The following is a 10727-nucleotide window of genomic DNA, read 5'->3' on the forward strand; positions in this document are numbered from 1 at the left end:
TGGGGGTCAGTCCTCGTCGAGCATGACCGGCGCGATCTCGTCGTAGAGGTCGCCGGGGCCCGGGTTGGTGGGGTCCGTGGTGCCGCCGAACTGGTGCATCACGCCCCACACGGCGTTGAGCGCGGTCTGCACGGCGCCCTCGGCCCAGCCGGCCGTCCAGGAGACGTCGTCGCCGGCGAGGTAGATGCCGCGCTTGTCCTCGGGGAGGGTGTCCTGCATGAAGTGGGTGAACAGGCGCCGCTGGTAGCGGTAGTGGCCGGGCAGGTTCGCCTTGAACGCGCCCATGAAGTAGGGCTCGTTCTCCCAGGACACGGTCACCGGGTTGCCGATGATGTGGCGCCGGATGTCGACCTTGGGGTAGATCTCGCCGAGCGACTTGAGCATGACCTCCATGCGCTCGGAGGCGCTGAGCGGCAGCCACTTCAGGCTGTCGTCGCACCAGGTGTACGACAGGCAGATCACGGCCGGTTCGCCGGGCCCGTTGTCGAGCAGGTAGGTGCCGCGGGTCATCCGGTCGGTGAGCGTCATGCTCATCACGTCCCGGCCGGTCTGCTCGTCCTTGTCGAGCCAGAACGGCCGGTCGACGGGCACGAAGAGCTTGCTGGACTCCATGTAGTGGGTGCGCTCGATCGCCGTCCAGTGGTCGATCGGGAAGAGCGAGTCATCGCAGTCGATCTTGCTGAGCAGCATCCAGCTCTGCGCGGTGAAGATCGCCGCGCGGTAGGTGCGGATGTCGCCGTCGGCGTCGGTGACGGTGATCCGGTTGCCCGCGGTGCGGTGCAGCCGGGTCACGGCCGGGCGGGGGGCGCCGTCGTGCAGCGACTTCAGGGAGGTTCCGTGCGGCCAGTGGACGATCTTGCCCGGCTCGCGCTCCCACAGCCGCAGCGGCAGCTGCTGGCTGCCGCCGACGATGCCGCGGTGGTGGTCGTCGGCCTCGGTGTAGACGACGCGCAGGATCTCCAGGATGGAGTTGGGGAAGTCGGTGTCCCAGCCGCCGGTGCCGAAGCCGACCTGGCCGAAGATCTCGCGGTGCCGGAAGGACGCGAACGCCTCGGAGTCGCAGAGGAAGCCGTAGAAGGTCTGGTTGTCGAGCTTCTCGACGAGCTTCGCCCAGATCTCGCGGATGCGCGGGACGTCGCGCTCGCGCATGGCACGGTTCATGTCGGAGAAGTCCGCGCCCTCCTCCAGGCAGGCGTTCCAGGCGTGCGCGACGTCGCGGTAGACCTGGGGCAGGTCGTCGATGGTCTCGGCGTAGTGGGACTCCCCCTTGAGGTCGACGACGGTCGACGGGGTCTCGGGGGCGAGCGGGTTGGGGAAGGGCCTGGTCTCCAGGCCCGCCAGGTCGATGTAGTGCTGCAGGGCGGTGGAGGACGGCGGGAAGCGCATCGCGCCCATCTCGGCGGTCAGGTTCTCGTCGCAGCCCTCGAAGCCGACGGTGCGCAGCCGACCGCCGATCCGGTCGGCCTCGTAGACGACGGGCCGCAGGCCCATCTTCATCAGCTCGTACGCGGCGACGATGCCGGACAGGCCGCCGCCGATGACCGCGACCTCGGCGCCGTGCCCGGTCGCCGGTATGGAGCCGAGGCCCGCGGGGCTCGCCAGGAAGTCGTCGTACGCGAACGGGAAGTCCGGGCCGAACATGGTGATCGGCGGGGCCGACCGCACCTCGGGGTGCTGCTCGTCGTGGACCGCGGTGGGCACCGTGGACGTCATGGCGTGGTTCTCCTGGCTGTGGAGCGGTGGGGCGGGGCGGTGTCGGGGGGGGCGGGATCAGCCCAGCGAGCGGTACAGCTCGGGGCGGCGGTCCTCGAGGTAGGGGGTCTCCTCGCGGACCGCGCGCAGGAGTTCCGGGTCGGCGTCGGCGACGACCAGTTCCTCGGTGGCTCCGGCCCGGGCGCGTACGGCGCCGTCGGGTCCGGCGAGGCAGCTCTGCCCCGCGAAGTCGAAGTCGCCCTCGGGACCGCAGCGGTTGGCGTAGGCGACGTGCAGCTGGCTCTCGTACGCGCGGGCGGGCACCAGGGTCTGCGGGACGAACTCGTAGGGCCGCATCAGCGCGGTGGGCACGGCGAGCAGCTGGGTGCCGGCGAGGGCGTGGGCCCGCACGGTCTCCGGGAACTCGACGTCGTAGCAGATGAGGAGGCCGATCCGGACGCCGTCGAGGTCGGCCTGGACGACGGCCTCGTCGCCCGGCGTGAACCAGGTGCGCTCGAAGGCGCCGAAGAGGTGGGTCTTGCGGTAGTTGGCGAGGCGCCCGCCGTCCGGGCCGATCAGCTGGGCGGAGTTGAAGACGGCGGAGCCGTCGCGCTCGGGGTAGCCGTAGACGATGCCGAGGCCGTGGGCGGCGGCGATCCGGGCGACGCGGACGGCGGCGGGCCCGTCGGCCGTCTCGGCGAGCTCCGGTACGGCGTCGCCGAGGGCGTAGCCCGTCAGGTACATCTCGGGCGTGACGAGCAGGCGGGCTCCCGCGGCGGACGCCCGGCGCGCGGCGGCGTCGAGCGCGGCCAGGCTGTCGTCCACCGAGGAGGGGACGCCGCTCGGGCCTTGGTACAGCGCGGTGCGCAGCGGCGCCATGGAGCCTCTTTCGCCTGGTGGAAGCCGGTTTCGGGTCTGCCTCGACGGTACGATCGCGGGCCTGGCGGCGACAAGACGCGTCCGTTGCGCACCGACCGTCGATTCGTTGCGCGCCGGGGCCCGGCGGCGGCGATTCGTTGCACGGCGGCGCCGCGGCGGCCCTCCCCCGCGGGTGTACCGGCGGTCACCCCTCCGGCTGGTCGGGCGCCCCCGAGTAGCGGCGCAGCAGCGGCGACAGCACCAGCACGGACTTGGTGCGCTCGACGAAGGGCTCGCCGGCGATCCGCTCCAGGACGCGTTCGAAGTGGCGCACGTCGGCGGCGTAGATCTGGACGACGGCGTCCGCCTCGCCGGTGACGGTGGAGGCGGAGGCCACCTCGGGGTAGCGCGACAGGCCGCGCCGGATGTCCTCGGGCGAGGTGTTGTGCCGGCAGTAGAGCTCGACGAACGCTTCGGTCTCCCAGCCCAGCGCGGAGGGCTCGACGCGGACGGTGAAGCCCGTGATGGCACCCTCCGCCAGCAGCCGGTCGACCCGGCGCTTGACGGCGGGGGCGGAGAGCCCGACGAGGCCGCCGATGTCGGCGAAGGAGCGCCGGGCGTCCTCGGCGAGGGCGTGGACGATGCGTTCGTCGAGTTCGTTCAGTCGCACTGGGGGTGGGTCACTTCTCTTCGCGAGCGAGCGGGGGACGGCGCGTGCCGTACGCGCACCAGCCTACGAGGCGGACCGCCGCCCTTCCCGCGAGGCACTCCCCGGTGACCGCGCCGGGGCGGGGCGGCGAACCCCGCGCCGGCGCCCGGGTGCCTACTGCCAGCTCGCGTGCAGCGGCTTGCCCTCGGCGTAGCCGGCGGCGCTCTGGATGCCGACGACGGCCTTGTCGGCGAACTCGGCGAGGTCGGCGGCGCCGGCGTAGGTGCAGGAGCTGCGGACCCCCGCGATGATCGAGTCGATCAGGTCCTCCACACCCGGGCGGGCCGGGTCGAGGAACATCCGCGAGGTGGAGATGCCCTCCTCGAAGAGCCCCTTGCGGGCGCGGTCGTACGCGGACTCCTCGCTGGTGCGGTTCGCCACGGCGCGGGCGGAGGCCATGCCGAAGCTCTCCTTGTACGGCCGGCCGTCGGCGGTCTGCTGCAGGTCGCCGGGCGACTCGTAGGTGCCCGCGAACCAGGAGCCGATCATGACGTTGGACGCGCCGGCGGCGAGCGCCATGGCGACGTCGCGCGGGTGCCGGACGCCGCCGTCGGCCCAGACGTGCTTGCCGTACCGGGCGGCCTCGGCGGCGCACTCCAGGACGGCGGAGAACTGGGGCCGGCCCACGCCGGTCATCATGCGGGTGGTGCACATGGCACCGGGGCCCACACCGACCTTGACGATGTCGGCGCCGGCCTCGATGAGGTCGCGGACGCCCTCGGCGGAGACGACGTTGCCGGCCACGACGGGCACCCGCGGGTCCAGGGCGCGGACGGCCTTCACGGCCTGGATCATGCTCTCCTGGTGGCCGTGGGCGGTGTCGACCACGAGGGTGTCGACCCCCGCGTCGAGCAGTTGCTTGGCCTTGCCCGCGACGTCGCCGTTGATGCCGACGGCGGCGGCGACGCGCAGCCGCCCGCCGGCGTCGGTGGCCGGGGTGTACAGGGTGGCGCGCAGCGCCGCCTTGCGGGTGAGGATGCCGACCAGCCTGCCGTCGGCGTCGACGGCGGGGGCGAGCTTGCGGTTGGCGTCCTCCAGGCGGTTGAAGGCCTCGCGCGGGTCGATGTCCGCGGGCAGCAGCAGGAGGTCCCTGGACATCACCACGGAGACCTGGGTGAAGCGGTCCACGCCGGTGAGGTCGTGCTCGGTGACGACGCCGACCGGGCGCCCGTCCTCGACGACGACGGCGGCGCCGTGCGCCCGCTTGGGCAGCAGCGCGAGGGCGTCGGCGACGGTGGCGTGCGGGCCGAGCACGATCGGGGTGTCGAGCACGTGGTGGCGCTGCTTCACCCAGGTGATCACCTCGGTGACCACCTCGATCGGGATGTCCTGCGGGATGACGACCAGTCCCCCGCGCCGGGCGACGGTCTCGGCCATCCGGCGTCCCGCGATGGCGGTCATGTTGGCGACCACGAGCGGGATGGTGGTGCCGGTGCCGTCGGGGGCGGAGAGGTCGACCGCTTGGCGGGAACCCACCGCCGAGCGGCTGGGGACCATGAACACGTCGTCGTACGTCAGGTCGTACGGAGGCTTTGCATCATTGAGGAAACGCACGTACTTCATTTTTGCACGGACGGAGCCGAATCGGACACGGAGGAAACTCCGGCGATCACGAAGGGTCGTCCGTAGGTTCCTCCAAGACGACCTGGAGGGGCGGCACGGCCGGGGCGCGGAAGGCCGCCGCGTCCGCGAGGACCCGGCGCGCCGTCCGCCACTCCCCCGGCTCGGCCGCCGCGAAGTCGTGCCAGCCGCGGACGACCAGCCGCAACCCGCCACGCTCGGAGTCGGGCAGGTCGGTGAGGCAGTCGTAGAGGGCGTCCCAGTTGCGGCCGAACCAGCCGGGGAGCCGCAGCTGCTCGGCGCAGCGCTCCATGAACGCGCTCTTGGTGGTGACCCCCTGCAGGTCCAGCACCGTCGTCGCCGTCATCTGCGGACCGCCCTGAAGGTCTTGTAGTGGTCGTCGGTGTAGTACCCCTCCCCGCCGGCGCCGGTGACGATGCGCCGGGCGCCGCGGTCCGGTGCCCCCGGGGTCGGCACGGTGTACTCGCGGTAGTAGTTGCTCGGGCGTTTCGGCAGGATGCCCTCGAAGTTGTGGAAGACGGTGCCGTCATTCGCGTACGGGAAGGGCCCCCCGGCGTCGATCAGCCGGAGTGTCTCGCGGGCCTCGGGAGGCAGGCTCGCGGCGGACACCGTGGGCACCGCCGCGACGGGTTGGGCGGCGGGCCGGGAGCAGCCGGTGAGCAGCAGTACGAGGCAGCCCAGCAGGGCGGCGGCGATCGCGGCGGCACGGCGGACGGGCCCGGTCGGCATGCCGCGATGCTGCCACAGCCCGCGCCGCGCGCCGCGCAGGCCACGCACACGAAGGCTAGACCCCGCGCTGCGCCTCGGGGTCGGCGCGGTCGAGGGCGGGACGCGCCATGGGCGCGGTGGAGTCCAGCAGGTAGTCGGCGGCGGCGGTGTCCGTCACGATGCTGGTGACCAGGCCGGACCGGAGCACGGCGTCGACCGCGGCGGCCTTGCGCAGGCCGCCGGCGATGGCGAGCACCTCGGGGATGCGGCGCAGCCGGTCCGCCTCGATGGTGATGCAGCGCTCGCCCAGGTCGCGGCCGACGAGCCGGCCCTCGGCGTCGAAGAGGTGCGAGGACATCTCGGCGGCGACGCCGAGGGAGGCGTAGTGCTCGCGCTCGGCCTCGGTCAGGGCGTCGTGGACGGTGGAGATGCCGGCCGCCCAGGAGCCGATCGACACCACGGCCACGGTGACCTTGTCGAAGTAGCTCATGGCCGCCGCGATGCCGCTCTGGGCGCGCAGCGCCGCCGCGGTGGCCGGGTCGGGCAGCACCATCGGGGCGTACATGGGGTGGGCCTCGCCACCGGAGACGGCCGCGGCGGTACGGACCGCCTCGACCGAGCCACGGTCGGCGGTGCCCGCGTCGTACACGCCGGTGAGCTGGACGACCGTGCACGGCGGCAGCCGGTCGAGGGCGTTGGCCATGGTGATGATCGAGCGTCCCCAGGCAAGACCGAGGACGTCGCCCTCGCTGACCAGTTCACCCAGCAGCTGCGCGGCGACCGCGCCCAGGTTCTCCGGGTCGGGGCCGTCGGTCTCGTCGGCGGGCGACTCGACGACGACGGCGTGCCGCAGTCCGTAGCGGGCCCGCAGGGCGTCCGAGCGCTCGGCGTCGAGTTCCGCGGGGACCCTGATCTCGATGCGCACCAGGTCGCGTTCGAGGGCGGTCTCCAGGACCCGGGCCACCTTGAAGCGGCTCACGCCGAACTCCTCGGCGATCTGGATCTTGGACTTCCCCTCCAAGTAGAAGCGGCGTGCCATCGCCGCCGCCTGGACCATCTCGCCGGGGCCCATGCGCACCCCGGTGCGGCCTGTGGTCACGTTCTCTCCCCAGTTGCCCATCTGATCGGCTCCGCGCTCATCCTCGCACGTACTCCGGAGTACCGGGGCACGGTGCCCACGGAGTGGTCAGTGCGCGGACGGCGCCCGTGCGGGCGCGCGGTCAGTGCGCGCAGGCGGCCACCGCCTGCTTGCGCAGCCCCCGTACCGCCTCGGCCGGATCCTCGGCGCCGTAGACGGCGGAACCGGCGACGAAGACGTCCGCTCCCGCCTCGGCGCAGCGCTCGATGGTGGAGGCCGAGACGCCGCCGTCGACCTGCAGCCACAGGTCGAGTCCGTGCCGGTCGATCAGCTTCCTGGCCCGGCGGATCTTGGGGAGCATGATGTCGAGGAAGGCCTGGCCGCCGAAGCCCGGTTCCACGGTCATGATCAGCAGCATGTCGAGCTCGGGCAGCAGGTCCTCGTAGGGCTCGACCGGCGTGGCGGGCCTGAGGGCCATCGAGGCCCGGGCGCCCTTGGCGCGGATCTCCCGGGCCAGTCGCACCGGCGCGGCGGCCGCCTCCACGTGGAAGGTGACGGAGCCCGCGCCCGCCTCGACGTAGGCCGGGGCCCAGCGGTCCGGGTCGGCGATCATCAGATGGCAGTCGAGGGGGGTCCGCGTCGCCTTGGCGAGCGACTCCACGACCGGCACGCCGAGCGTCAGGTTGGGGACGAAGTGATTGTCCATCACGTCGACGTGGAGCCAGTCCGCGCCCTCGACGGCCCGCGCCTCCTCGGCGAGGCGCGCGAAGTCGGCGGAGAGGATACTGGGGTTGATCTGGACGGCCATGCGTCCAGTATGGCGGTGCCCGCCCCCTCCCCGCGCACCGGGCGCACGGCTGTGGACAACCACCTCGCATCCCTTGCGGGTGTCGGACGGCGGGGAACCGGCCGCTCCGCGCGCCGGTACGTGAGCATCGACCCCTGCCCCGGACAGCGGTGACCGCCCGCGCCGGGCGCGGGCGGTCACGGGGGCACGGCGTGCGTCACGCGTTGGGGCGCTTGCCGTGGTTGGCGCCCTTCTTCTTCCGGGCGCGTCGCTTGTTGCCTCGCTTGGACATGATGCCCAACCCTCTCATAAGGGATGTTTCGGCCGCGGTCAGTCTATGACCGCGGCCGGCGGACGGCACATCATCAGCGATCCGGGGCGCGGACGCCGGGTCAGTCCGGGAAGTGCTCGCGCATGAAGGCGTTGCGGAAGACCCCCGCCGGGTCCTGCCGGGCCACGAGTGCCCGGAAGTCGTCGTAGCGCGGGTAGAGCCCGCGCAGCGCGGCGGGCGCCGGCGTGAAGAGCTTGCCCCAGTGCGGACGGGCGGAGAAGGGACGCAGGGCCTCCTCGACGACCCGGACCGACCGCGCCACCGCCGCGGCGTCCGGGGTCCAGGTGAAGTGGAAGGCGACGCTGTCCCGTCCGTACGCGGGGCTGAGCCACAGGGAGTCGGCCGCCACGGTGCGGATCTCGCCGATCAGCACCTCGGACGAGAACCGCTCCCGTACCCGCCACAGGGCGTCGAACGCCGCCACGGCGTCGCTCCGGTCGACGAAGAACTCCGACTGGATCTCCTCGCCGCTGCTCGGCGTGAACTCCAGCCGGAAGTGCGGCAGCCGTGCGTACCAGGGGCCGGCGAGGCCCTGCTGCGGCGTGCAGTGCGTGCCGGGCATGCCCGGGATGGGGTGCCGCGGCCCGTCGGCGGCGGTGGCCCCGAACCACGTCCGCGGTGCGGGCTCCGCGCCGTCGGCGTCGACCCGCTCCTTCAGCCACACCTGGTCGGCGGCCCGGTCCCGCCAGCGGGTGAAGACCGACACGCTGTACCCGGCGGCCATCACGGCGTCGAAGTTCCCCCGGAACTCCTCCCCCGGCATGTCCTCGTAGACGGTCTGGCGCACGGCGAAGGCCGGGACGAGGTCGAGGGTCAGGCGGGTCACGACGCCCAGCGCGCCCAGGGCGACGACGGAGCCGTCGAAGCCGTCCTCGCCGCGCCGGACCTCGGTGAGCTCGCCGTCGGCGGTGACCATGGTCAGCCCGCGGACCGCGCCGGCCAGGCTGCGCCGCCCGGTGCCCGAGCCGTGCGTGCCGGTGGCGCACGCCCCGGCCACCGAGATGTGCGGCAGCGAGCCGAGGTTGTGCAGCGCCAGGCCCGCCTCGTCGATCGCGTGGACGATCTCGCCGAAGCGCAGCCCCGAACCGACCGTGGCGGTACGGGCGGTGCGGTCGACGTCGATCAGCGCGGGCAGCCGCGAGGTCGAGACGTGCTCGCCGTCGGTGTCGGCGACGGTGCTGAAGGAGTGCCGGGTGCCCAGCGCGCGTACCCGCCGGGACCGGGCCACGATCTCCTGCAGCTCGGCGACGGACTCGGGGTGGTGGAGCCTTCGTGCGGTGAAGGCGACGTTGCCGCCCCAGTTGCTCTCCGCGGACATCGCGGTCGTTCCTTCCTGTCCGGCCCCGCCGCCGGCCGCCGCGCGGCGCGCGGCCTGCCGGGACGGCGGTTCGGGGCCTGCCGTTCCGGTTCGATTCTCGCCGCTGCGGCCGGGGACGGAGGACCGGGGTGGGGCACAGGAGTGGGGCGCGGGCCCCGGCACGCCGGGCGCGACCCTTCCTTCAAGTATTGACGTGACCCCGTCACCCTGGCATGGTCTAGACCTAGCTGGGCTCAACGGGACGGTGCAGCACGGAAGTTCACGCCGCCCTGGACACGACGCACGCCGCGCCGCGCCCGTGCGTGACCTCCTCGCGACCACCCGCGCCCGCCGTGCGGAGCACCCCCACGAAGCTCCCTCCCCCCACGACCACGGCCCCGGGCCGGGTAAGGAGCGACTCACCCATGTCCACGTCCCTCGCCGGACGGCTGCCCGCAGGGCGTACCGCCCTCGGCCCGTCCGCGGTGTTCGCCGTCCTCGCGGCGCTCCTGGCCACCCTGTTCGTCGCGACGCCGACCGCCCGCGCCGCGGACGGCCAGATCAGCGGCCTGGCGGGCAAGTGCGTCGACGTCGCCGGGGCGAACAACGCCAACGGCACCGCCGTACAGCTCTACGACTGCAACGGGACCGGCGCCCAGCGCTGGTCCAACCCCGGCGACGGCACGCTGCGCGCGCTCGGCAAGTGCCTCGACGTCGTCGACCGCAGCACGGCCGACGGAGCCGCGGTCCAGCTGTGGGACTGCTCCGGCAGCGCCAACCAGCAGTGGGTCGTCACCGCGGCGCGCGACATCGTCAACCCCGCTGCCAACAAGTGCCTGGACGTCCGCGGCAACACCTCCGCCAACGCCACCCGGCTCCAGATCTGGACCTGCACGGGCGCCGCGAACCAGAAGTGGAACGCCCCCGCGAGCGGCGGTGGCGGCGGCACGAACCCGTCCGGATTCGTGGTCAGCGAGTCCCAGTTCAACCAGATGTTCCCGGGCCGCAACGGCTTCTACACCTACAGCGGCCTGGTCGCGGCGCTGAGTTCCTACCCCGGCTTCGCCAACTCCGGCAGCGACACCGTGAAGAAGCAGGAGGCCGCCGCCTTCCTGGCCAACGTCAGCCACGAGACGGGCGGCCTGGTGTACGTGGTCGAGCAGAACACCGCCAACTACCCGCACTACTGCGACTGGGGCCAGCCCTACGGCTGCCCGGCCGGTCAGGCCGCCTACTACGGCCGCGGCCCGATCCAGCTCAGCTGGAACTTCAACTACAAGGCCGCCGGCGACGCCCTCGGCATCGACCTGCTGGGCAACCCCTGGCGTGTGGAGCAGGACGCGGCCGTCGCCTGGCGCACCGGCCTGTGGTACTGGAACACCCAGAGCGGCCCCGGCACCATGACCCCGCACAACGCCATGGTCAACCAGGCCGGCTTCGGGCAGACCATCCGCTCCATCAACGGCTCGCTGGAGTGCGACGGCCGCAACCCGGCGCAGGTGCAGAGCCGCGTGAGCAAGTACCAGCAGTTCACGGCGATCCTCGGGGTCGGCCAGGGCGCCAACCTCTACTGCTGAACCACCGCCGCCGAACCCCGCCGCGCGGGGGGGGGGCGGCCGCGGGGCGGGGGCGCGCCCCCCCGCCCCGCGCGCGCCGGGGGGGCCGGGGCGGGGGCCGGGGGGCGGC

General features: G+C 73.1%; 11 protein-coding genes. 1 reads left to right on the forward strand and 10 read right to left on the reverse strand.

Annotation, left to right across the window (positions count from 1 at the left end):
• Window positions 1-6: 6 nt before the first annotated feature.
• The 10 genes from ABZ479_RS39195 to ABZ479_RS39240 form a co-directional block, all read right to left on the reverse strand.
• On the reverse strand, window positions 7-1713 hold the full coding sequence (locus ABZ479_RS39195; RefSeq protein ID WP_500466027.1) for a flavin monoamine oxidase family protein: 1707 nt from the start codon (window positions 1711-1713) through the stop codon (window positions 7-9).
• Between the two features lie 57 nt (window positions 1714-1770).
• Window positions 1771-2571 (reverse strand): carbon-nitrogen hydrolase family protein, encoded by an 801-nt coding sequence (locus ABZ479_RS39200; RefSeq protein WP_500466028.1) that lies wholly within the window; start codon window positions 2569-2571, stop codon window positions 1771-1773.
• A gap of 184 nt (window positions 2572-2755) precedes the next feature.
• Entirely contained in the window at window positions 2756-3220 is a 465-nt protein-coding gene (locus tag ABZ479_RS39205; RefSeq protein ID WP_499603321.1) for an Lrp/AsnC family transcriptional regulator, read from the reverse strand.
• Between the two features lie 153 nt (window positions 3221-3373).
• Window positions 3374-4822, reverse strand: a complete 1449-nt coding sequence (locus tag ABZ479_RS39210; RefSeq protein ID WP_500466029.1) for a GuaB1 family IMP dehydrogenase-related protein — start codon at window positions 4820-4822, stop codon at window positions 3374-3376.
• Window positions 4823-4868: 46 nt separating this feature from the next.
• The gene (locus tag ABZ479_RS39215) at window positions 4869-5186 is read right to left on the reverse strand and encodes a barstar family protein (protein WP_500466030.1); all 318 of its coding nucleotides are present in this window, start codon (window positions 5184-5186) and stop codon (window positions 4869-4871) included.
• A complete protein-coding gene (locus tag ABZ479_RS39220) occupies window positions 5183-5569 on the reverse strand; it encodes a guanyl-specific ribonuclease (protein ID WP_500466031.1) in 387 nt (128 codons plus the stop codon). The genes ABZ479_RS39215 and ABZ479_RS39220 overlap by 4 nt, the downstream gene beginning before the upstream one ends.
• A gap of 55 nt (window positions 5570-5624) precedes the next feature.
• A complete protein-coding gene (locus tag ABZ479_RS39225; protein ID WP_499603325.1) occupies window positions 5625-6668 on the reverse strand; it encodes a sugar-binding transcriptional regulator in 1044 nt (347 codons plus the stop codon).
• A 100-nt stretch (window positions 6669-6768) separates the two neighbouring features.
• On the reverse strand, window positions 6769-7434 hold the full coding sequence (gene rpe, locus ABZ479_RS39230; RefSeq protein WP_500466032.1) for a ribulose-phosphate 3-epimerase: 666 nt from the start codon (window positions 7432-7434) through the stop codon (window positions 6769-6771).
• A 196-nt stretch (window positions 7435-7630) separates the two neighbouring features.
• Window positions 7631-7705 (reverse strand): 50S ribosomal protein bL37, encoded by a 75-nt coding sequence (locus tag ABZ479_RS39235; RefSeq protein WP_373297613.1) that lies wholly within the window; start codon window positions 7703-7705, stop codon window positions 7631-7633.
• A gap of 100 nt (window positions 7706-7805) precedes the next feature.
• Window positions 7806-9062, reverse strand: a complete 1257-nt coding sequence (locus ABZ479_RS39240; RefSeq protein WP_500466033.1) for an FAD-binding protein — start codon at window positions 9060-9062, stop codon at window positions 7806-7808.
• A 404-nt stretch (window positions 9063-9466) separates the two neighbouring features.
• Between ABZ479_RS39240 and ABZ479_RS39245 the strand changes: the two genes are divergently transcribed.
• On the forward strand, window positions 9467-10618 hold the full coding sequence (locus ABZ479_RS39245; protein WP_500466034.1) for a glycoside hydrolase family 19 protein: 1152 nt from the start codon (window positions 9467-9469) through the stop codon (window positions 10616-10618).
• Window positions 10619-10727 lie beyond the last annotated feature (109 nt).

Source organism: Streptomyces sp. NPDC005722, assembly GCF_040630935.1.
GTDB lineage: Bacteria > Actinomycetota > Actinomycetes > Streptomycetales > Streptomycetaceae > Actinacidiphila.